Consider the following 20,955-nt stretch of genomic DNA (forward strand, 5'->3'; position numbering starts at 1 on the left):
CGGTCCAGTCCCGCTCAGCCGGCCGTGGCCGCCGCCTTGTCGGCGGCCTGCGCCTTCAGCGCGCGCTCCACGCCCGCCCGGCACTCGACCACCATCCGCCGCAGCGCCGGCGCCGGCTGCTCGTCCCGCAGCCAGGAGTCCGTCGCCTCCAGCGTCGACCGCTCGACCTGGATCGTCGGGTACAGCCCGATGACCACCTGCATGGCCATCTCGTGGCTGCGCTCCTCCCAGACGCCCTTGACCACGCCGAAGTACCGCTGCGCGTAAGGCTTCAGCAGCTCCTGCTGGTCGGTCTGGACGAAGCCGGCGATGACCGCCTCCTGGACGGTGTTGGAGAGCTGCCCCTCCACCACCACCAGCCGCCAGGCCTCCGCCTTGGCCTCCGCGGTCGGCCGGGCCGCGCGGCAGGTCGCCGCGTGCCGCTCGCCCGCGGCGGTCGGGTCGAGGGCCAGCTCGGCCTGGATCTCGTCGTCGCCGGCCGTGCCGGTGGCGCACAGCCGCTCCAGCAGCGCCCAGCGCAGCTCCGTGTCCACGACCAGGCCGGGCACCTCGACGCTGCCGTCCAGCAGCCCGGACAGCTCGGAGAGCTGGCCCTCGCCCCAGGCCGAGGCGGCGAACGCGCGGGCCCAGGCCAGCTGGTGGTCGCTGCCCGGTTCGGCGGAGCGCAGCCGCTCCAGCGCGGCCTCCGCCCAGCGGGCCTTGCCCTCCGGGCGCCAGGCCGGGTCGGCGTACAGGTCAAGGGCGAGCTTCAGCTGCCGGTGGAGGGACTGCACCACGCCGATGTCCGACTCCTTGTCGATGCCGGAGAGCACCAGCTCCAGGTAGTCGCGGGTGGCGAGCTCGCCGTCCCGGGTCATGTCCCAGGCGGCGGCCCAGCACAGGGCGCGCGGCAGCGAGTCGGCGAAGTCGCCGAGCCGCCCCCGGACCACCGCCAGCGAGTCGGCGTCCAGCCGGACCTTGGCGTACGACAGGTCGTCGTCGTTGAGGAGGATCACCGCCGGGCGCTTCCGGCCGACCAGCTGCGGCACGGGCGTGGCGGCCGCGGCGGCGACGTCCAGCTCGATCCGGTCGGTGCGGGTCAGGTAGCCGCTGCCGTCCGGGGCCGGGTCGTAGAGGCCGATCGCGATCCGGTGCGGCCGCAGCACCGGCTCGCCCTTGGCGCCCTGCGGCAGCGCCGGCGCCTCCTGGGCCACCGAGAAGGCGGTGATGGTGCCGTCCTGGCCGACCGTCAGCTCCGGGCGCAGGACGTTGATCCCCGCCGTCTCCAGCCAGGCCTTCGACCAGGCCTTGAGGTCGCGGCCGGAGGTCTCCTCCAGTGCGCCGAGGAGGTCGGACAGGCGGGTGTTCCCCCACGCGTGCCGCTTGAAGTAGGCCTGCACGCCGCGGAAGAACTCGTCCTTGCCGACGTACGCCACCAGCTGCTTGAGGACGGAGGCGCCCTTGGCGTAGGTGATGCCGTCGAAGTTGACCTGGACGTCCTCCAGGTCGTTGATCTCCGCCATGATCGGGTGGGTGGACGGCAGCTGGTCCTGCCGGTACGCCCAGGTCTTCATGGTGTTGGCGAAGCTCGTCCAGGCCTGCGGCCAGCGCGAGCCGGGGGCCTCGGCCTGGCAGATGATGGAGGTGAAGGTGGCGAACGACTCGTTCAGCCACAGGTCGTTCCACCACTCCATGGTGACCAGGTCGCCGAACCACATGTGGGCCAGCTCGTGGAGGATGGTCTCGGCCCGGCCCTCGTAGGCCGCGTCCGTCACCTTGGAGCGGAAGACGTACTGGTCGCGGATGGTCACCGCGCCGGCGTTCTCCATCGCCCCGGCGTTGAACTCGGGGACGAACAGCTGGTCGTACTTGGCGAACGGGTACGGCAGGTCGAAGCGCTCCTGGAAGTACGCGAAGCCCTGCTTGGTCACCTCGAAGACGGCGTCCGCGTCCAGGTACTGCCGGAGGGAGGGGCGGCAGTAGACGCCGAGCGGGACCCGCTGGCCGGTCTCCTTGTTCTCGTAGACGTCCGTCACCGACTCGTAGGGACCGGCGATGATCGCGGTGATGTAGGTGGAGATCCGCGGGGTGCGCTCGAAGACGTGCCGGCCCGGGGCCTTCGCACTCGCCGTCTCCTCCGGGGAGTTGCTCACCACCTTCCAGCCCTCGGGCGCCGTGACGGCGAAGTCGAAGGTGGCCTTGAGGTCGGGCTGCTCGAAGCAGGCGAAGACCCGGCGGGCGTCCGGCACCTCGAACTGGGTGTAGAGGTAGGTCTGCCGGTCCACCGGGTCGACGAAGCGGTGGAGGCCCTCGCCGGTGCTGGAGTAGGCGCAGTCGGCGACCACCCGCAGCTCGTTCTGGGAGGCCAGGGCGGGCAGCTCGATCCTGCTGTCCGCGAAGGCCTGCGCCGGGTCGAGCGCGGTGCCGTTGAGGGTGATCTCGTGGACGGCGGGCGCGATCAGGTCGATGAAGGTCGACGCGCCGGGGGTGCGCGAGGCGAAGCGGACCACGGTGGTGGACCGGAAGGTTCCCCCGTCGGGGGCCGAGCTGAGGTCCAGCTCGATCTCGTACGCGTCCACATGCAGGAGCTCCGCTCGGGCGCGGGCCTCCTCGCGGGTCAGGTTGGTGCCGGGCACGGGGCATGCTCCATTCATCGGCATCGTCGGCGCTACGTCTTGCCACGTCGGCCGCGAGGACTTCGTCGGCGGATGTGCCGCATCCTCCCATGCGGGACCGACAAGCGGAGGGAGCCGGGAGGGCGGCGGCCCGCCAGGGCGGAAGGCCACCGGGTGGCGGGGTAGGGGGGCGCGGCGGCGTGGTTAAGGAGGGCTTTGAGAATCTCAAAGTAAGTTGTTTGCCCCTCCATCTGGGAGCGGGGCCCAACTCATGGGCTCGGCTGCCCCTGTGGTACGGCACACGGCCACAACTGGCGCGGTGCGAACGGGCTGGCAGGATAGGGCGGCGCCTGGCGCCGGCCGGCCCGGGTTCGTTGGATTCTGGAGGACGTGATGGTCGATCCGTCTGCCGATGCTGCGGCCCCGGTGACGGTGGCGACGGATGCGGGCATGCTCGCGTTGTGGGACCCGCTCGCGTTCTCCGCAGTCGTCGACTACGACACCTGGGAGCGGGAACTGCTGGAGGACGACGATCAGTTGCGGAGTATCCGCGCGGGGTCGCTCGTGCCCGTCAACATTCGCAGTGATGGAGCGTTCGGGGTGCTGGCTCGGGTGGGGCAGGCGCCGGGAGAGGCACGGCTGACGCAACGCGAGTCGGTCTGCGCCCTTGTGTCCTCGCAGCCGTACCGCTTCCTCTCACAGGGGACCGCGTGCATCAGCGGCATCGAAGAGGTTCGCGGGGAGCCGTGGCCCGGCACCCTCCAATTCGCTGTGCCCACGGGAGAGTATGCGGTCGTCGTCCACTTGATCGATTGGGCCGCGGAATCGGGCGGCACCCTGGACGGAAGGGCCCCCGTGAACGCACTTCCCGACTTCGTCGTGCTGCTCAACCCGGTTTCTGATTCAAGCGGGTTTTTCCGCGTAAAGATTGAGACCTTCGAACGCGGCGAGTGAGGGGCAGGCGTCACGCTTCGGTCGGCCCGGGGCCCGGTGGTGTGCTGACGATGGCCGGCACCGTGGTGGGGCACTGGTGGCAGGCGCGTATCGCACGTCGCGAGCGTCAGGACCGGCGGGAGCGTGAGGACCGGTGCCTCCGGACCCGGTCCGGCCTCAGCCCTCCGGGGCCAGTACCCGCCACCGCCGGACGGCCATGCCCCTCAGCGGCAGCATCCCGAGCTTTTCGTAGTACGCGCGCAACGACTCGTCGCAGCTCAGATCCACGGAGTACAGATGCTCCGCCTCCGCGAGGACGCGCCGGACCAGTTCCCCGCCGATGCCCTGCCCTTGGTCCTCGGGCAGCACCTCCAGCCACGGAATGAAGCCGGTAAGCACCCCGTCGCTGATCATGTTGACGAAGCCCACGACGCGGCCCGTCTCGGCGTCCCGGGCGATGACGGCCCGATAGCTGCCCTTCAGAACGGCAAGGTGTTGCGCGGCCGTCGGCGGTACAGGCCAGCCCACGAAGAAACCGGAGAGGTCCTGCTCTGCGAGATCCGAGAGATCGGTGCTGTATGTGATCACCGGCGCATCCTGCCAGAGCAGTCCGTACTGGCCGGACGGAAGTTGGTCAACCGCCTCTTGGCTGGACCCGCCGGCCCAATGAGACGGCTACTGCGAGTCGGTTCTCTGGGGCTGTGGTCGCCGGGGTGGGTGGAACAAGGGGTGTGTGGCGGCACGTTGAAGTCGCCATGCAGACAGTCGAGTTCAGCGAGTACGGGCCCGCCTCGGTGCTGCGGGTGGTGGAGCGGGCGGAGCCGGCCGTCGGGCCGGGGCAGGTGGCCGTCGAGGTGGCCTATACGGGCGTCAACTTCGCCGATGTGAAGGCGCGCGGCAGCGGCTACCGGGTGGCGGCCCTGCCCTTTGTGCCGGGGCTGGAAGTGTCCGGGCGGGTGCGGGAGGTGGGCGAGGGGGTGGCGGGCCTCGCGGTCGGCGACGAGGTCGTCGCCTTCCTCGAAGGCGGAGGTTACGCGGAGGTCGCGGTGGCGGACGCGGCCCGTACCTTCCGGCTGCCGGACGGCCTGGACGCCCGCCAGGCGGCGGCGCTCTCCACGGTGCTGGTGACCGCCTACGGCCTGCTGTTCCACGCCGCCCGGATCGGCACCGGGGAGTCGGTGCTGGTCCAGGGCGCGGCCGGCGGAGTGGGCACGGTCGCCGGCCAGCTGGCCGCGGCGGCGGGCGCGAGCGCGGTGTACGGGGTGGTGTCCACGTCGGAGAAGGCCGCGTACGCCCAGGAGTTCGGCTACACGGACGTGTTCCTGGCCGAGGACTTCGACGTGCGGGTCCGGGAGGCCACCGGCGGCCGCGGAGTGGACGTGCTCCTCGACCCGGTGGGCGGCGACACCTGGCGGCGCGGGCTGGGCGCGCTGGCCTGGTTCGGCCGGGCCGTCTCCTACGGCAACGCGAGCGGGGAACCGGCCTGGTCGGCGGGGTTCGAGGAGTTGTCGGGGCGGGCCCAGAGCGCGGGCGCGTTCAGCATTCTCACGATCGGGCAGACATCCCCGCCCCTGCTGCGGGAGCTGACGGAGAAGGCGTTCGCGTTCGCGGCGAAGAGCGGGGTGAGCGTCCCGGTCACCGCGGAGTTCGCGCTGCGCGACGCCCCCGCGGCCCACGAACTGATCGAGAGCCGGGCGAGCACGGGCAAGCTGCTCCTCCGGGTGGGCGGCTGACCGACCGACGCCGCCCCTGCCTCGGGAATTCGCTGGTCGGGCGCGCGGGCGGCGGCATAGCCTCCGAGCACCATGAGGTATCGGGTTGAGTACACCGAGCGGGCGGCGAGGCTTCGGGACTTCCTTCCGGCCGACGACCGGCGGCGGCTGCTGCGGCTCGTCAGGAAGGTCGCCGAGGATCCCTACGGTCCCGGAACCGGTCTGCGGTACACGAATGACGAGCTCACGCGGGCGAGTCGGGAGGACTCCGCGATGGTGGAGTTCATCGTGATCCCGTCCCGGCGGGTCGTCTACGTCCTGGAGGCGGACATCTACGACGCGCCGAGGGGCTACAACGTCATCTGAGCGGGTCAGCGGTCAGCGTCGAGCGGTAGCACTCGGTCCGGTAGGGGAGCTCGGTGGGGCGGTGGGCCTCCAGGAGGGCCCGGACGCGGCGGAGGAGCTCCGCCCTCGGGGCGGGGTCGAGGGTGATGACGTAGCTGCGGGAGGAGATCATGTCGAGGATCCGGGCGCTCGTCATGGGGTGGCTCCAGTGGAAGTCCTGCCGCGAGACCGGGCCGAACGGGGTGACTACGCGGTCGACCTGGCGGTCCTCGGTCGGGGCCGCCGCGTAGTGGCGGAGGATCCCCTCCAGCTCGGCGACCCAGGGGACCGAGACGTCACGGAGGTTCCAGACCAGTCCCAACCGCCCGCCGGGGCGCAGCACCCGGGCGGCCTCGGGAACGGCGCGCTCCGGGGCCACCCAGTGCCAGGCCTGGGCGCAGAGAACGGCGTCGGCGGTTGAGTCGGGGAGGGGGATCGACTCACCGGTGCCGTCCAGGACGCGGACGTCGGGGAGTACGCGGGAGAACTCCTCGCGCATGCCGGAGGACGGCTCAACGGCGATCACCTCCCGCCCGGGGGCCCGGAGCGCGCGGGTCAACTTGCCGGTGCCCGCGCCGAGATCGACCACCGTGCGCGCGTCCTCGGGCAGCAGCCACGCAACCGCCTCCGGCGGGTACGGCGGGCGGCCCCGTTCGTAGGCGTCCGCCGCCGACCCGAAGGAGCCGGCCTGGCGGTGCCTCACCTCTTCTTCGTCGGCTGTCGGCATGGGGGCATTCTGGCATTGTGGCAGAGGGCGACTGGTAGAATGACGGCGGTACGAACAGCCTTCCTGGCCCGGATCAGGTGGATCCGGCGGGGAGGCTTTTTTCATGCCCGCGGGCTGTCTTCGCTTCTGCCGAATCCGAAGGAGTCTCATGAATCCGATGCCGAGTGTCTCCGTTCGTCCCGCCCTCCCCGCCGACCGTTCCGTCGTGGAGCGGCTGTGGCTGATGTTCCGTCATGACATGTCCGAGTTCCAGGGCGCGTCGAACGCGCTGCCCAACCCCGACGGGACCTTTCGCGACGAGCGGCTGCGGGCGGCCTTCGAGGACGTCGACTGGGCGCCGTACCTGGTGGTCTGCGGCGACCGTCCGGCCGGGTTCGCGTTCGTCCGCGGACTGGGGTCCCCGGTACGGGTGCTGAACAGCTTCTTCGTCGTGCGCGGGGTGCGCCGGGCGGGGGTCGGGCTGCGGGCGGTGGGGGAGGTGCTGGCCGGTCACCCGGGGGCATGGGAGGTCGCCTTCCAGGACGCCAACCGCGGTGCGGTGAGCTTCTGGCGCCGGGTGGCGACCGAGGCCGCCGGCGACCGGTGGAGCGAGGAGCGCCGACCGGTGCCGGGCCGTCCGGAGCTGCGGCCGGACGTCTGGATCTCGTTCAGCGTGGGGGGAGGAGAGGGGAGGGAGAAGGGCGAGGGGGGCGTAGGGGAGTGACCGGTGTTGGCTGAGGAGGAGGCGTCGTCGTGGGGCTGTTCGCCGCCAAGTGCCCGGTCGGGCCGGAGGCGCGGGCCTGGATCGAGAAGTCCATGGCCCTGCTGGCCGGGGAGTTCGGGCCGGAACCGCTGACCCGGGCGCCTGTGCTGCCGACGGCGGAGTTCTTCCCCGGCCCGTACGCCGGGTCGGAGGCGGACGTCCGGCAGGTCGTCGCGCGGGTCTGCGGGTACATGGGGGTGGCGGCCGACCGGGTGGAGGTCGAGGTGGAGCCGGACGACGGGGAGGACGCGATGGTCGCCGGGCTCCGCCTGAACCGCAGCTCCCGCAGCGCCGCCGGGCACTACCGCCGGCAGGGCGGGCGAGCGGTGGTGTCGGTCGACGGGCGGCTGGCCGCCCGCCCGACGGCGCTGGTCGCGGTCGTCGCCCATGAGCTCGGCCACGTCCTGCTGATCGAGGAGCGCGGCCTGAACCCCGGGCAGCGCGACCACGAGCAGCTCACCGACCTGCTGACGGTCTACTTCGGCCTCGGGGTCTTCAACGCCAACGCCGCCTTCGAGTTCCGGCAGGGCGGCGACGGGTGGTCGTCTGCGCGGCTCGGCTACCTCTCCGAGCAGATGTTCGGCTACGCCCTCGCCTGCTACGCCCGCCTGCGCGGTGAGACCGGCACCCCTGCCTGGGCGCGCCATCTGGACACCAACCCCCGCGCCTACCTGAAGCAGGGGCTGCGCTGGATGGCGGCGGCCGGTTCTTCGGGGGGCAGGGGGGCACCTCGGCGGGGCCCTGAGAGGCCTTGAGGGACCTTGGGACGCCTTGACGGCGCTGGGTCGGCTGCTGATCCTGGCCGGAACCGGCTGCGATGACGGAACTGGCTTGGAGGCGGGGTCCTGTGCCGACGGGAGCGGTGGGGCAGCAGCGGGACGGGTCGATCGTGCGAGAGGTGGCGCTGGCCGAGGTGCTGGAGACGGCGGCCCGGGCGCTGGAGGACCGGACCCGCGCGACGGTGGAGGCCTGGCGCAACCAGGCCGCCGTGGTACGGGGGTTGGCGGCGGGGGTGCTGCCGCCGATGCCGGGGTATCCGCCGCGCGGGGCTGCGGGGTAGGGGGTAGCGGGGGTCTCGGGGGAGCGGGGGAACGGGGCCACGAGGGCAGAAAGCGGAGAGGCGGAGGGGCGGGGAGTCGGAGGGGCGGCGGCGAGTCGGGCGGGTACTGCCGTGACTCTTCTGTGCGGGCCTGGTGTGAGTCGGGCCAGCCGGGTACGAGCGTTTCTGACGGAGCGTCAGACTATGAGCGGGGCGGGGCGGGGCGCGAGCGCGCGGTTCCGAGCGCTGCTCTCGGTCGGCGCCGACGCGTGTGTCGGGAATGTGGGTGGTGGGCGTGGCCGGGCCGGAAACCGAGGCGACCGAGGCGGCAAGGGCGGCAAGGGCGGCAAGGGCGACCGAGACGGCCGAGACGGCAAAGGCGGCCAAGATGCGGGACTGGTCCTGGGGCCGCATCTGGACGCTGGTGGTCTCCTGCCTGGCGGTCTCCCTGGTGATGGCGGCCGTGGCGTCGCTGACCACGACCCTGCCCGACCTGGCGCGCGATACCGGCGCCGGACAGACCCAGTCGACCTGGATCGTCGACGCCTACACCCTGGCCCTGGCCTGCGTGCTGCTGCCGGCCGGCGCGGTGGGCGACCGGCGCGGGCGGCGCGGACTGCTGCTGGCCGGGCTCGGCGTCTTCGCGGTCGCGTCGGCGGTCCCGGTAGTGGTGGACGCACCGGAGTGGATCATCGTCTGCCGGGCCGCGGCCGGCCTCGGAGCCGGTCTTGTGATGCCCGCCACGCTGGCCATCCTCACTGCCGAGTTCCCCGCCCGGCAGGCCTCGCGCGCGGTCGGGGTGTGGGCCGGATTCGCAGGCGCGGGAGGGGCGTTGGGACTGCTGGGCGCCGGGGCGCTGCTGGCGGTCTGGTCGTGGGAGGCGGTCTTCGCGGCGACCGCGCTGCTGGCGCTGGTGCTCGTGGTCGGCGGCTGCTTCCTGCCCGCCTCGCGGGAGACCGGGGCGCCCCGGCTCGACCTGGCCGGTTCGGTGCTCTCCGCGGTGGCCGTCGGGCTGGTGGTCTTCGGCGTCATCGAGGCGCCCGACCACGGGTGGAGCAGCCCGGTGGTCCTGGGCACGCTGAGCGGCGGGGCGGTGGCCGTGGCCTGCTTCGTGCTCCTCGAACGGCGGCTGGCCGCACCGCTGCTGGACATCCGGCTGTTCGGGCGGCGCGGCTTCGGCACCGGCTCGGCGTCGATGACGGTGCAGTTCGTCGCCACCTTCGGGATCTTCTACCTGCAGATGCAGTACCTCCAACTGGTGTGGGGCTACTCGGCGTTGCGCGCCGGACTGGCGCTGGCGCCGATGACCGTTCCGCTGGTGCTGATAGCCGTCTTCGCGCCGTGGCTGGCCGAGCGGGTCGGGCTGCGAGCGATGACGGCGGCCGGGCTGGCGATGATCACTGTCTCGCTGGTCGGGGTCAGCGGCCTCGGAGTCGCACCGGACTACCCGCGAATGACGGCCTACCTCGCCCTGTTCGGCGCCGGGCTGGGCACCAGCGGGGCGCCGGCCACCACGGCGATCGTCCGCGGGGTGCCGCGCGGCAAGCAGGGTGTGGCGTCGGCGGTCAACGACGCCACCCGGGAGATCGGCGCCGCCATCGGAATCGCCCTCGCCGGGAGCCTGCTGGCGAGCGGGTACCACGCGCATTTCGCGCTGGGGGGAGGGGCGGCGCCTGGAGGTGGCGGCGGTGGCGGCGGTTCCGGCGTGGGGGCGCGGGCTGGGGAGTCCCTGGCGGCGGCGCTGCAGATCGCCGGTCGTCTGCCGGGCCGTGCGGGAGCCCGGGTCGCCGAGGCGGGACGGCTTGCCTTCGTCCACGGGATGCATGACGCGTTCCTCGTCCTGGCGATCGTCACGGGCGTGGCGACGGTGGTCCTGGCGGCGTGGGCACCGGGACGCGGACGGGGCGTGGACGGGAACGAGGCGGGGGGCGGGGAGTCGGACGCGCGGGAGTCGGACGCGCGGGAGGCGGGCGTGGGGGCGGGGCGGGGGCGGAGGAGAACGCGGGGGAGCGCGAGCGCAGCGGGACGCGCGAGCGCAGGGGTACGGGCGAGCGCAGGGGTACGGAGTAGCCGGGAGGAACTGGTGGGGCGTGCCCGGCGTCCTGGGCATTGAAGCGCGCGTGGTGGGAGGCGGGTCGGCCCCCGGCTCGAGCCCGGTACCGCCGATGCCTGTGTCGACGCCGTCGGTGATGGCGCCGGCCGACGCCGAGGGCGATGCTGAGAGCGACGGCGTCTCGCCCGGGTCGGACGAGGAGCCGGAACCGGGGTCGGAGCCGGAACCGGAGTCGGAGTGGAGCCGGAGTCGCTGTCGGCACCGGTCCGGTCGGCCCCCGCCGCCGTCGCCGCCGCCGTCCTTAGTCGTCGCCGAGCCTTGGGGAACCGTCGCGTGCCCGTATCCGTACCCCTCCTGTTCCTGCTGTACCCCGCCACGCTGTTCTGGCTGATCGTCTTCACGGTGGCGACCGTCCGGGACCGCCGCCGGCTGCGCAACGCCGTCTACCTCTTCTTCCTCGTCCTCTGCGCGCTGCTGTCCGCCTTCGACACGCTGAGGCTGTTCCTGCCCGAGGGCGCCGTCCTGCTGGCCGTACTGCTCGTGCTGGCCCTCGTCGCGGCGGTGGTGCTGCTCGCCGTCTTCCTGATCTGCAACGGCGTGACGATGGTGCGCAGAGAGGGCCTCCGGCCGGCGAACCTCCTCTCGCTGCTGGTGGGGCTGGGGATGGTCGGGTACGGGGTGTTCTTCGCCATCTGCGAGTGGATCGACAGCCTGCCGCTGCACGCGCTCCAGGTGGTGCTAGTGGTGCTCCTCGCGTACGTCTCGTTCCTCTTCAGCAGCTTTCTGCTCTACTCGCTCTTCTACGCCCGGCTCCCGTACTGGGGGCGGGTGGACGCCGTGATCGTCCTCGGGTCGGGGCTGATCGGGTCGCGGGTGCCGCCGCTGCTCGCCTCGCGACTCGACCGGGGGCGGGCCGAGTTCGAGAAGGCGGAGGCCAAGGCGGCCGGAAAGGCGGGGCAGACAGGTCAGGCGGGGCAGGCGGGGCAGGCGGGGCAGACAGGTCAAGCGGGGCAGGCGGCGGCGCCGGGACAGGCCCTGCCGGTCATCGTGGTATCAGGCGGCCAGGGTCCGGGGGAGGACCTGCCCGAGGCGCACGCCATGGCGGACTACCTGATCGCCGCCGGCGTACCGGCCGAGCGGGTGGTACGGGAGGACCGCTCGACGACCACCGCGGAGAACCTGAGGTTCAGCAAGGAGATCCTGGACCGCAGCCTCCCCGAGGGCTACCGCTGCCTGGTCGTGACCAACAACTACCACGTGCTGCGGGCGGCCCTGACGGCCCGCCGGGTCCGGATCCGCAGCGAGGTGGTGGGCTCGCCCACGGCCCGGTACTTCTGGCCGTCGGCGGTGATCCGGGAGTTCGTCGCGATCGTCATGGCGAAGAAGGGGCTGAACCTGCTGGTGTGCGGGCTGCTCATGCTCGGCGCTCTGCTGTCGGCGGCGTAGCGCCGCCGTCCCAGCGCAGGGTCATGTCCGGGAGGTGCTCCATGTTGCGCGCGCCGTCACTGGTGTCGAGGGTGCGGAAGCCGTGGCGCGTGTAGAACGCCCGGGCCTCGGTGTTCTGCTGGAAGACGTGCAGGGAGAGGCCGTGGGGGCTGTGCCGCTTGGCCGCGTCGAGAAGCAGGGTGCCGATGCCCTGGCGGCGGACGTCCGGCCGGAGGTAGAGGTGCTCCAGCAGATCGCCGTCGACGGCGGCGTAGCCGACGGTGTCGAGGCGGCGGCTCGACTCCGCGGCCCGTACCGCCACCCAGACTCGGCAGGTGCGGAGGACGACCGACCCGAACCATGCGGCGACCTCCTCGGCGGTCCGCCGCTGCGGGGGCAGATACGGCATGGTCGCGGCCCGGGAGTCCAGATGGATGCGGGCGAGATCCGCCGCGTCGGCGGCCGTCGCGGACCGGATGGTGACGGCGGGGACGGCGGGGACCGCGGGGACGGCGGCGGTGCTGGGATGTGGTTCATCCGCAGAGCTCATGGGAGGACGCTACTGAGTTGCGGGGCCGGGTTCGAGCGAATTAGGCGGTGGTCGGGGGGCGGCCGGGCGGAGCCGGCGGCCGGGCGCCTCTGCCCTGCCGGTCAGCCGAGGGCTTGGGAGATGCGGGATCGGGGGTCCTCGGCGTCGGCGGCGTCCTCGCCGGCCCCGCCGTCCGGGCTGTCCTGCACCGCTTCGGGGTTGGTGGTGGTGAAGGTGACCGTGTGGGCGATGGCGTCGAGGATGCCCGCGTAGTACGGCGCCTCGGTGGGGCAGGGCGTGCTGAGGTCGATCACCACGACCTTGCGCTGGCCCTGCGGGAACGGGATCACCGCCTGCGCCTGCCAGGCCATCGGGGAGACGGCTTCGACGTCGTCCGGTGCGAGCGTCATCCGGATGACGAACGCGGCCGGCCCGCAGGGGAGTTCGATCGGTGTGGCGGAGACCCCCGGGGCGTGCCGCGGCCCGCCCTCGGCGTGCGCCTTCAGGATCTGGGCGATGGTGAGATGCGGGTTCGCCTCCTCCTGGTCCTTGACGAAGACGTTCAGCGTGGCCATCGACAACCCGCCGTCGTCGGTACGGAAGTACCCGTACCCGACGTAGATCGCCCCCTCGGCGAGGAGCGAGCCGTAGGCCGTCCGATACAGCGTCAGAAGCGTTTCGCGATCGGAGGGGGAGGCGTCCGCGGCGACGGCGTCGACGACCTCGCGCAGCTTGTCGAGAAGGAGGCCGGGGTCGTCGAGGTGCGGGAGGTCGACGAAGAACTCGGGGATCCGCAGCCCCATCGCGTCAGTTGTCGGCATCACCCCTCCTGGCGGCGAACGAAGTAGGCGCGCTTTCCCTGCTTGCCCATCCATGCGGTCCGCTGGAACTCGAACCCGCAATCGGCTCCGATGGCCTTCATCCGGTCGAGGGGCAACCTGTAGTCGTCCAGGTCGATCTCCACCTGGTCAGGAGCCGGCCCCACTTGCGGTCGGTCGAACTCCTTACGAAACGCCGCCTCCTGCTCTTCTGCCGGGCGGTGGCGGTTCCTCCACTGAAGCGTGTAGTAGCTCGCGATCAGCGCTGCCACCACGCAGACCACCACGACGATCAGCACCATGACGGCATCCCTCCGTTAACCACGTGCGAGTTTGGCAAGTCCACCGACGATAGCGGTGGTTCCGTGCGCACCATCCCGCAACGCGGGCCCGGCCACGAGTCCATCGGATCCGAGCAGGACGCTGGTATTGGAATTTGCATACGACGGGTCTTCCGCCACTCCGGGGACGACCCCGGCCGCAGCGAACGCCGCGCCGGTGGCGTTGATATGAAACTGCACCAGCTTTCCGGCGAATGCAGCCGACTCCTTGTCCATCCCCATGCTCTTGGCCGCGCTCTTCAAAATGGGGTTGACCGCCCCGTCTCCGCCCGCCATTTCCTTGGCAGCCGATCCCCACCGGCTCGCGAAACCCGGCGTCTTCGCCGCTTCTCCCGCGCCCTCCGCTGCCTTCGTCGCGGCCTCGGCGCCCTCCGCGCCCTTCGCCACCGCTCCGGCCGCCTCCCCGGCCTCGGCCGCGTCCTTCAGGAAGCCGGCGGCCTTCGCCGCAGGGCCGATCCCCGGCACCGCCCCCAGCGCGTCGCACCCCAGAGTGGCCCAGTTGCCGAGGGCCTCGGCGCTGGTCGGGGGCCAGAGCTTGGCGCCGTCGCTGGCCATCTTCCAGGAGTGCAGCCCCAGCGCCCCGACACTCAGCAGGATCGCCGGGATCGCGAACACCGGGCAGAACAGCGCGAGCACACCGCAGACCGCCGCGGCCGCGCCGAGGATGTCGCCGCCGTGCTCCTTGATCCAGTTCAGGATCGGGTTCGGCTTGTGCGGGGCGAGGTCCTTCGCGTCCTTGCGCAACGCGTCGGCGACCGAGGAGGCGTCGTGGAAGTGCTCGTCGGCCAGCTTCTTCGCGTCCGTGATCGCCTGATGGAGGGTCGAGAACGCGTTGTCCACCCGCCTGACGGCGTCTTCGACGGTGGACATCGCGGCCTTGATCCGGTCGTCGGCCTGCTGGAGCGCCTGGTCGGAGTCGAAGTGCCGGCCTTGGAGCGCGAGGGCGTCGCTGTTGCTCCGCACCGCCGCCACCGCATCGGACCAGGCCGTGCCGAAGCTGCTGCGCGCGCTCTGCGCGTCCGCCTCGATGGACCGGGCCCGGGAGCGGTGGTCGTTCAGCCGGGTCTCCCACCCGCCGAGGTCGTGGGCCGCCTTCTGCAGGGACTCCTGACCCTCCTTCAGGTACTTCGGCAGGTCCTCCTTGAGCTTGGCGTGGAAGGCCTCCGCCGCCGAGCCCTGCCAGGAGTCCTTGTCGTCGGCCATCTTCTGGATCAGCTCCTGCGCGGAGGCCAGCTTCTGTGCCGCCCCGCTCAGGGCGCCGACCAGGCGGGCGACCTCGGCCGGATCACCGGCCGCCGGGTCGATCCCGAGCGCCGGGTAGGCGGTGCCGGGCGCGGGCGGCCGGCCGAGGCCCTCGTAGCCGGAGCCGGCGGTCAGGCTCGGGCCGACACCCCCGGCGAGGATGTTCGAGCCGCCGGCGTGCAGTACGTCGGCCAGCGTCGGCGGGTTCCAGTCGAGGAAGGCCAGCGGCATGGCGCCGCCCGCGCTGCCCAGTACGTCGTAGTTCCCGTGCCAGTCGCCCGCCATCAGGAACCGCTCCCCGAACCGCTCCCCGTGCTCTGCCCGGGAATGGTCGCGTTGAGCTTCTTCAACTCGTTCTGGAGCGCATTCTCGACCTGGCGGTAATTGGCACTGGTGTTCTTCAGGCCGTCCCGCAGGTCCGTCGAGGACTTCTTCATCTGTTCGAGGCCGTAGGCCCAGGTCTTCTGGAAGTCCGCGCAGGCCTGGTCGAGTTCGGGAGTCCCGATCCTGCCGGAGCTCTCGTCCTTCATCGCCCGGAGCGCGGAGTCCATGCACTCCTCCGAGTCCGTCAGCATATTGGTCAGCCGATCCAGCACACCGAGCTCGGTCTTGAAGTATGACGATGCCATCCGCAGCCCCCGCTTACCGTTCCTCGCCACTACGTCCATCGGCCGGAGAAGACCCTAACAATCGCGGCCGGGGAAGCCACCAAGCCGAGGCAAAGGCGGGGACGTCGGGTCCGGACTTCTGATTCGTACCCTCCCGGCCCACCCGGGCCTCGTGCCGAACGGCGGGCGGGTGGGACGCGGGAGCGAGACGGGAGCGGTGCGGAGCCGAGCCTGCCCAGGGACGGGGCCGACGCTGCGCAGGGCGGTCACCCGGTCAGGTGACGCCGTGGAGGCCGTGGACGCCGTGGAGGCCGCGGACGTCCTGTACCCGGGGAAGCGGCGATTCGGTGCGCCGCACGGCCCTGCGAAGCGTCGCCACGTAATCCCCGCCGAACCCTCCCATCTCCCCGCCGGGACGCCCCAACACGTCGCCCGTACAACGGATCCCGTCCCCCGACAGCGGGTTGGGCGCCTGGGCCGCAGGCAACAACCCTGGTAGGGGAGTCGCGGACGGTCGGCTGGTGCCGGCGGTGCGGGTCGCGCCGGGACGGGCCGGTCCACCGCGGTGACGCCGCCCGTACCACCGTGGCCATTCTCCTACGGTGTTGGGATCGCAACGGATGTGGAACACGCTTGATGCGGCTCATATGATGTGTTCTGCCTGTGCTTGCCGGGGCGGGCTGTAGCGCCCGGACGCAACCGGACGAGGCGAGCGACGAGCAGGACTAGGCGAGGGGAACGGGGAGAGACGGCATGACCGGTCAGGGGTACTCGGTCGACCTGGACTACCTGCAGGACACCATCAAGAAGCTGCAGGGTGTGTGCGACTCCATGGGCGGCCCGGAACAGTGCGCGGTGCACGACACGAATCTCGAGTCCACCGACTTCGGCCACAACTTCGTCGAGGCCACCCAGCTGCACCAGGCGCACGAGACGATGCGCTCGGAGATCCAGGGGATGATCACGTCCCTGAAGTCCATGATCCAGGACTTCCACGGTCGGACCACCCAGGTCCACAACGGCTATCAGCAGCACGAGACGGCGACGTCCGACTCGATGATGAACCACTGACGGCAGCGGTCGCGATAGCACGTTTGTCGGCCGCTGAGCTGCGGCCACGGCACATGACCACAACTCGAGTTCCGGTACGGGGGCGCTAAGCCTGGGGGCCGGGCGCGGCAGGGAAGAAGAGGACAGGGACATGGGTGGCTCCGACGCCTACGCGTACGGATACGGGCCGGACGGGTACTACGACCCGCAGCTGGCGCAGCAGATGCAGCAGCAGCAGAACGAGGCCGACGCGGCCTGGAAGCAGGTGCTCGCCAAGAACCACGGCGGCCACTACGGCGCCGGCGGGTTCACCACCGACTTCGAGGCGGCGGGCGACACCCAGGCCCTGGTCGACATGGTGGCCAACGCCAACCCGGGTCGGATCTCCTCGGTCGCGGACCAGTACATGAAGATCCACGACCAGATCGCCGACATCACCAAGGAGCTCCACACGCATGTGAACAACATGCTGGAGCACTGGACGGGCCCGGCCGCGGACGGCTTCCGCACCCACGCCGAGACGCTGCACACCAGCCTCACCAACAGCCTGACCTACGCGAAGAACGCCCACACCGCGCTGAAGAGCTCCAGCGAGTCGCTCACCCGGGCGCAGTCCAACATCAAGCACGCCCCCAGCTGGTGGGACCGCGCCAGCCGCGCCCTCACCTCCGAGCGCTCGGACTACCAGTTCAAGACCGACGCCGCGAAGTACGGCCTCGCCGAGGCGGTGCAGAAGGACGGCAGCCAGCTCAGCGCCCAGATGGAGGCGAAGCAGCACAACGTCCTCGTCATGCAGAGCCTGGGGACCGACTACAACAACAACGCGGCGATCCTGCAGCAGACGCCTGGGGGCGGCAGGGAGAACCTGGGTGTCTGGCCCCAGCCGGTCAAGGAGCACACCGGATCGGTGACCCAGCCGAGTTCGGGTACGCCGGAGTCGCCCAACTCCACCTCCGGTGGCGGCGTGGTCACCGGCGGCGGCCACTACTCCGGTCCCGGCGGAGGCGGTATCAGCGGCGGAATCGCCCAGCCCCATCTGACCGGCCTCCCCAGCACCACCGGAATCGACGGGGTGTCGGGTGGCCAGGGCGGGAGCACCGGGGTGATCAACCCCACCGGGCCGCAGGGGTTCGGCGGAGGCTCCGCCGGTGGACACAGCGGTCTCGGCGGGGTGGGCGGCCTCGGCGTCATCGGCGGCCTCGGCGCTACGGGCGGACTCGGCGGCCGGTCGCGCTTCGGAGGTGGCGGCTTCGCCGGCGAGGGAGGCCTCGGCAAGGGCGGGCTCGGCGGCGCCGCGTCGGAGGCCGAGCTCACCGCGGCCGAGCGGGCCGCGCTCGGCGGCAGGGGCGGTGCCGCGCTGGAGGGCGAGGCCGGAATGGCCGGCGAGAGTGCCTTCACCAAGGGCGGCTCCGGCATCGGTGGTGGCGCGGCCGAGGGCGAGGGCGGCATGGGCAACCGAGGCATGATGGGCGGCATGGGCGGTATGGGCCGCGGGGGTGGCCGTAAGAAGGACCGCAAGGGACGCGCGGACTACCTCGTTGAAGACGAGGAGACCTGGATGCAGGATGATGTCCCGAACCCTCCGGTGATCGGGTAGCAGGTCGTCAAGACTTCAATATGACGCTCGACGCAAGTGGCCGATGGCCCCGTGGGATCTCCCCCCGGGGCCATCGGCATGGAAGGAATGGGGTACAGCGAATGGCCTTCACGCGGGTGTTGCGTGCGGTCGTGGGAGCGGCGCTCGCGGGAGGCCTGGTACTCGCGGTTTCTCCGACCGCGAGTGCTGACCAGGTGCGGGATGCCGAGTGGGCGCTCAAGCAGTGGGAGGTGCCACAGAACGTCTGGCCTATCACGACTGGAGCCGGCCAGACCGTCGCTGTGATCGACTCCGGCGTTCGGGCCTCTCATGTGGACCTCAAGGGGCAGGTTCTCCCCGGAAAGGACTTCCTCACCCCCGCGGACAAGGGCTGGGTCGACCACAGTGCGAGTGGTCAGGGGCACGGGACAGCGATGGCGAGCGCCATCGCCGGGCACGGTCACGGCCCTGGCGGTTCGGAGGGGATGAAGGGAATCGCCCCCGGCGCGAAGATCCTGCCGATCGCTGTGGCACTCACAGGAGACAGCAACAATGCCGCGGCCACCAGTCATCAGGATGTAGCAGCGGCCATCCGATGGGCCGTGGATCACCACGCCGGCGTCATCAACATGTCCATCGGCAACCTCACGTCGAGCGCGGAGGAGCTGTCGGCCGTCGCCTACGCCGAGCAGCACAACGTCGTCCTCGTGGCTGCCGCCGGCAACGATTCGCTGGACAACGTCGGGTACCCGGCGAAATATCCCGGGGTGATCTCTGTCGGAGGGCTGACCAAGGCCGACACCGTTTGGAGCGGTGAGAACTACGGTCACATCACCGTGGTTGCTCCGGCTGAGAACATCGTCAGCGCAAACAACGGCAGCGACACCCAGTACGGAATGGGTACGGGAACCAGCCCGGCCGCCGCCTACGTATCGGGGCTCGCCGCCCTCATCCGCGCCAAGTACCCCGACCTGACCGCCGGTCAGGTCGTCAACCGCATCATCAGGTCCGCGGGCGAGCCGAAGGGCATCAAGGCGCCGGACGCGCACTGGGGTTACGGCGTGATCCTGCCGCACGCCGCGCTCACCGAGAACATCCCGGCCGGGCCGGCGAGCGGTCCGCTGCCGCAGGCGAAGGCGTTGAGCAGTCAGCCGGGCGGCACCGCCGCGACGGGTTCGTCGGGGCCGGGATCCCAGGCCGCCGGCAGCAAGAGCTCCTCGAACGGGGTCGTCATCGGCGTCCTGGTCGGGCTGGTGGTGGTCGTCGCGGTGATCGTGGTGATCGTGCTGCTGGTCCGGCGCCGCAACCGGAACTCCGGTGGCGGGCCCGGGGGTTACGGCGGCGGATCGGGCGGCGCCGGCGGCGGGCAGTACCCGCCGTATCCGCAGCAGACTCCGCAGACCGGCGGCTACCAGCCTCCGGCCGGCATGCCCGGCGGCGGGGGAGGACAGCCTCCCCAGTCGGTCTACCAGAACAACCCGTACGCCCAGCCCCAGGCCCAGCCCCCTCAGCAGCCGCCGTACGGTGGCGCGCCCGGCGGCGGCGGTCACCAGCCGGGCCGCTGATCGTCGGACGGCCCTTGCCCGCTCGGGGATCTGTCGCGGAAATCGCGACAGGTTCCCGGTCCGGCGGTCAGGCGGCGGCGGGGGCCCCGGTGGGGTAGCGGTGCGGGTGACTGGCGTAGCTGTGGCCGGTGGGGGCGGTCCAGGTCAGTCCGCCGCCGGCCGGGTCGTAGTCGAGCGACCAGCCGGCCCGGTGGGCCGTGAGGTGGTGGCGTCGGCAGAGCGGCACCAGGTTGTCCTCGTCGGTGCGTCCTCCGCGGGCGAAGGCGCGGACGTGGTGGAGGTCGCTGCGGTCGGCGGGCCGTGAGCAGCCCGGGAAGCGGCAGTGCGGGTCGCGCGCGATGACGTGCCGTTCCAGCTCGGCGGTGGGGCGGTAGGCGGCGGGATCCGTCTTGACCAGGCGTCCCGTGGCGGGCTCCAGCAGCAGCCGGTACCAGACGCTGTCCGGGCCGAAGGCCAGCGCGCGGGCCTGGCCGGCCGTGATCGGGCCGTGGCCCCTGAGCTCGCCGGGGGCGTTCGAGACGCCGATCAGGGTGTCGTAGGGGATCGTCACCTGGACCACGGTGCCGACCCGGCCGCGCCCGAGGGAGAGGGAACCTGTCGCGGATCGCGCGACAACTCCCGCCCCCTGGCCGGCGGTCCGCCCGGCGACGAGCGCGACCAGCGCGTCCGCCCGCCGCTGGCCCATCGTGCGGACGTCCTCCTCGGGCGCCGCCTTGGCCACCGCGTCCAGACCGGCCGCCACCTGCGCCGCCTCGCCTGCGGTGAGGCGGGCGCCGAAGGTGGCCATGCCCTCCGGCTCGGGGCTCACAAAGGTGCCACGGGTCTCCTTGGCCTGCTCGTGGCGGCGCTCGGCGCCGTCCGGGTCGAGGCGGTGAATGGCGCGCTCGATGGACTTCCGGGTGGCCGAGACCGTCTGCTGCGGCATCCTCGGCAGCACCGACTCCTCGATCGCGCGCAGCAGTTCGGGCTGCTCGGCCACTACCTCGGTCGTCTCCACCAGGGCCTTGGCCTGCATGAAGTGGATCCGGCCGCGGGCCAGCTCCCGCACGGTGGCGGGGAAGCGGCCGACCAGACGGCGCGCGTCCCACAACCGCGCGCCCGCCGTGTCCGGCCGCAGGTGGAGGGCGGCGGCGACCTGCTCCCTGGTCTCGTCGAAGTCGACGAGGGCGTCCGGGCGGCCGGGAATGCACTGCAGCGGCTGCGCCTCCAGATCGGCCAGCAGGCGCAACTCCATGGCCTGCAGCCAGCCCTGGTGCCGGTGGAGGGCGATGAGGGCGTCCACCCGGCCGCCGTCCGAGAGCTCCGCCGGAACCAGCTGGGCGAGTCGGGCGGCGGTTGCGCCGGAGGGGGCGGTGCGGGCCAGGCCGGCCGCGAGGGCGTCGCCCAGCGCGGGGGAGTCCGCCGTGGCGCCCCCGGGCGCTGCCCCGCTCACCGACCGCCCCTGCGTCGTCCCCGTCGGCGGAGCCATCACCGTGATCACCGTCATCCGACCCACCCCAGCCCGCAGAACTTCCCTGTACGAACAGTCTCCCAGGGGGCACTGACAATCCAGGGCCGCCGGAGCAGCGGTGCCGTGGACCGGCGGGGGAATTTCCTCAACCGCCCTGCGGAGCACCG

20 protein-coding genes are annotated in these 20,955 nt (G+C 71.8%); 11 read left to right on the forward strand and 9 right to left on the reverse strand.

The features are described 5' to 3' along the window. Nucleotides 1–14 precede the first annotated feature (14 nt). On the reverse strand, nucleotides 15–2,615 hold the full coding sequence (gene pepN, locus BS73_RS25580; protein WP_037576331.1) for an aminopeptidase N: 2,601 nt from the start codon (nucleotides 2,613–2,615) through the stop codon (nucleotides 15–17). A gap of 369 nt (nucleotides 2,616–2,984) precedes the next feature. On the opposite strand from pepN, the gene BS73_RS25585 reads away from it, so the two are divergent. Next, on the forward strand, nucleotides 2,985–3,548 hold the full coding sequence (locus BS73_RS25585) for a hypothetical protein (protein WP_152617720.1): 564 nt from the start codon (nucleotides 2,985–2,987) through the stop codon (nucleotides 3,546–3,548). Between the two features lie 156 nt (nucleotides 3,549–3,704). Here BS73_RS25585 and BS73_RS25590 read toward each other — a convergent pair whose 3' ends face one another. After that, complete coding sequence (locus BS73_RS25590; RefSeq protein WP_037576336.1) at nucleotides 3,705–4,115, reverse strand: GNAT family N-acetyltransferase; 411 nt, start codon at nucleotides 4,113–4,115, stop codon at nucleotides 3,705–3,707. 167 nt (nucleotides 4,116–4,282) lie between these two features. Between BS73_RS25590 and BS73_RS25595 the strand changes: the two genes are divergently transcribed. After that, nucleotides 4,283–5,260 carry a quinone oxidoreductase family protein gene (locus BS73_RS25595; protein ID WP_037576337.1) on the forward strand — a complete coding sequence of 326 codons (978 nt, stop codon included), beginning with the start codon at nucleotides 4,283–4,285 and terminating at the stop codon, nucleotides 5,258–5,260. A 72-nt stretch (nucleotides 5,261–5,332) separates the two neighbouring features. After that, nucleotides 5,333–5,605, forward strand: coding sequence for a hypothetical protein (locus tag BS73_RS25600; protein WP_037576338.1), 273 nt, complete (start codon nucleotides 5,333–5,335; stop codon nucleotides 5,603–5,605). On the opposite strand, the gene BS73_RS25605 is transcribed toward BS73_RS25600, so the two are convergent. After that, nucleotides 5,598–6,350, reverse strand: a complete 753-nt coding sequence (locus tag BS73_RS25605; protein ID WP_037576340.1) for a class I SAM-dependent methyltransferase — start codon at nucleotides 6,348–6,350, stop codon at nucleotides 5,598–5,600. The genes BS73_RS25600 and BS73_RS25605 overlap by 8 nt on opposite strands. A gap of 157 nt (nucleotides 6,351–6,507) precedes the next feature. Here BS73_RS25605 and BS73_RS25610 point away from each other — a divergent pair, with 157 nt between their 5' ends. The 5 genes from BS73_RS25610 to BS73_RS25630 all read left to right on the forward strand — a co-directional run bounded on the left by BS73_RS25610 (nucleotide 6,508) and on the right by BS73_RS25630 (nucleotide 11,630). After that, nucleotides 6,508–7,053 (forward strand): GNAT family N-acetyltransferase, encoded by a 546-nt coding sequence (locus BS73_RS25610; protein WP_051941550.1) that lies wholly within the window; start codon nucleotides 6,508–6,510, stop codon nucleotides 7,051–7,053. Between the two features lie 29 nt (nucleotides 7,054–7,082). Then, on the forward strand, nucleotides 7,083–7,847 hold the full coding sequence (locus BS73_RS25615; RefSeq protein ID WP_037576342.1) for a hypothetical protein: 765 nt from the start codon (nucleotides 7,083–7,085) through the stop codon (nucleotides 7,845–7,847). Between the two features lie 92 nt (nucleotides 7,848–7,939). After that, nucleotides 7,940–8,152 (forward strand): hypothetical protein, encoded by a 213-nt coding sequence (locus tag BS73_RS37685; protein WP_152617721.1) that lies wholly within the window; start codon nucleotides 7,940–7,942, stop codon nucleotides 8,150–8,152. 274 nt (nucleotides 8,153–8,426) lie between these two features. Continuing rightward, nucleotides 8,427–10,244 (forward strand): MFS transporter, encoded by a 1,818-nt coding sequence (locus BS73_RS25625; RefSeq protein ID WP_200886731.1) that lies wholly within the window; start codon nucleotides 8,427–8,429, stop codon nucleotides 10,242–10,244. Between the two features lie 273 nt (nucleotides 10,245–10,517). After that, entirely contained in the window at nucleotides 10,518–11,630 is a 1,113-nt protein-coding gene (locus BS73_RS25630) for a YdcF family protein (protein WP_235215525.1), read from the forward strand. Here BS73_RS25630 and BS73_RS25635 read toward each other — a convergent pair. The 5 genes from BS73_RS25635 to BS73_RS25655 all read right to left on the reverse strand — a co-directional run bounded on the left by BS73_RS25635 (nucleotide 11,599) and on the right by BS73_RS25655 (nucleotide 15,168). Then, complete coding sequence (locus BS73_RS25635; RefSeq protein WP_235215526.1) at nucleotides 11,599–12,159, reverse strand: GNAT family N-acetyltransferase; 561 nt, start codon at nucleotides 12,157–12,159, stop codon at nucleotides 11,599–11,601. The genes BS73_RS25630 and BS73_RS25635 overlap by 32 nt on opposite strands. A gap of 101 nt (nucleotides 12,160–12,260) precedes the next feature. Further along, complete coding sequence (locus BS73_RS25640) at nucleotides 12,261–12,959, reverse strand: hypothetical protein (RefSeq protein WP_152617722.1); 699 nt, start codon at nucleotides 12,957–12,959, stop codon at nucleotides 12,261–12,263. Continuing rightward, nucleotides 12,959–13,258, reverse strand: a complete 300-nt coding sequence (locus tag BS73_RS25645; protein ID WP_037576346.1) for a hypothetical protein — start codon at nucleotides 13,256–13,258, stop codon at nucleotides 12,959–12,961. Before BS73_RS25645 ends, BS73_RS25640 begins: the two co-directional genes overlap by 1 nt. A gap of 15 nt (nucleotides 13,259–13,273) precedes the next feature. Next, on the reverse strand, nucleotides 13,274–14,824 hold the full coding sequence (locus BS73_RS25650; protein ID WP_037576349.1) for a hypothetical protein: 1,551 nt from the start codon (nucleotides 14,822–14,824) through the stop codon (nucleotides 13,274–13,276). Further along, nucleotides 14,824–15,168, reverse strand: a complete 345-nt coding sequence (locus BS73_RS25655; RefSeq protein WP_037576351.1) for a hypothetical protein — start codon at nucleotides 15,166–15,168, stop codon at nucleotides 14,824–14,826. Before BS73_RS25655 ends, BS73_RS25650 begins: the two co-directional genes overlap by 1 nt. Before the next feature lie 732 nt (nucleotides 15,169–15,900). Here BS73_RS25655 and BS73_RS25660 point away from each other — a divergent pair. The 3 genes from BS73_RS25660 (at nucleotide 15,901) to BS73_RS25670 (ending at nucleotide 19,338) form a co-directional block, all read left to right on the forward strand. Beyond that, nucleotides 15,901–16,218 carry a hypothetical protein gene (locus BS73_RS25660; protein WP_051940559.1) on the forward strand — a complete coding sequence of 106 codons (318 nt, stop codon included), beginning with the start codon at nucleotides 15,901–15,903 and terminating at the stop codon, nucleotides 16,216–16,218. 130 nt (nucleotides 16,219–16,348) lie between these two features. Then, nucleotides 16,349–17,794: a WXG100 family type VII secretion target gene (locus BS73_RS38355; protein ID WP_051940563.1), complete on the forward strand. Its 1,446-nt coding sequence runs from the start codon at nucleotides 16,349–16,351 to the stop codon at nucleotides 17,792–17,794. 101 nt (nucleotides 17,795–17,895) lie between these two features. Continuing rightward, entirely contained in the window at nucleotides 17,896–19,338 is a 1,443-nt protein-coding gene (locus tag BS73_RS25670; RefSeq protein WP_063837067.1) for a S8 family serine peptidase, read from the forward strand. Nucleotides 19,339–19,405: 67 nt separating this feature from the next. Here BS73_RS25670 and BS73_RS25675 read toward each other — a convergent pair whose 3' ends face one another. Continuing rightward, nucleotides 19,406–20,824 (reverse strand): HNH endonuclease signature motif containing protein, encoded by a 1,419-nt coding sequence (locus BS73_RS25675; protein ID WP_051940575.1) that lies wholly within the window; start codon nucleotides 20,822–20,824, stop codon nucleotides 19,406–19,408. Between the last annotated feature and the right edge of the window lie 131 nt (nucleotides 20,825–20,955).

Origin of the sequence: Phaeacidiphilus oryzae TH49 (assembly GCF_000744815.1) — a bacterium.
Classification (GTDB): domain Bacteria; phylum Actinomycetota; class Actinomycetes; order Streptomycetales; family Streptomycetaceae; genus Phaeacidiphilus; species Phaeacidiphilus oryzae.